This is a genomic window from Bacillus cereus group sp. BfR-BA-01430 (genome assembly GCF_022663115.1).
GTDB lineage: Bacteria > Bacillota > Bacilli > Bacillales > Bacillaceae_G > Bacillus_A > Bacillus_A cereus_BD.
Genome location: NZ_JAKUEW010000100.1, coordinates 1 through 223, shown reverse-complemented (window position 1 = coordinate 223; position 223 = coordinate 1). Strand labels below are relative to the sequence as shown.

Below are 223 nucleotides of genomic sequence, written 5' to 3'. Positions count from 1 at the left end.
GCCCATTTATGTTTTTTACAATTTTTTATTTTTCCACTTACAATTGCATCACAGTAGGCAAAAACCCGTTCTATTATCCAATTCATATACGATCACCAAAGCGACGTTGCGCTTCACTTTGCTGTTGCTGTGATGTATCCGATTCTGGAATAACTAATTTTAAGCGAGATGTAATCGTTAATCCTAAGTCGCTAGCTGATGAACGGCATTCATTAAATAAAAG

1 pseudogene is annotated in these 223 nt (G+C 35.9%); it reads right to left on the bottom strand.

The features are described 5' to 3' along the window. Window positions 1-82: 82 nt before the first annotated feature. Window positions 83-223, bottom strand: a pseudogene (locus MR058_RS23130) (phage terminase small subunit P27 family); the annotation flags it as partial.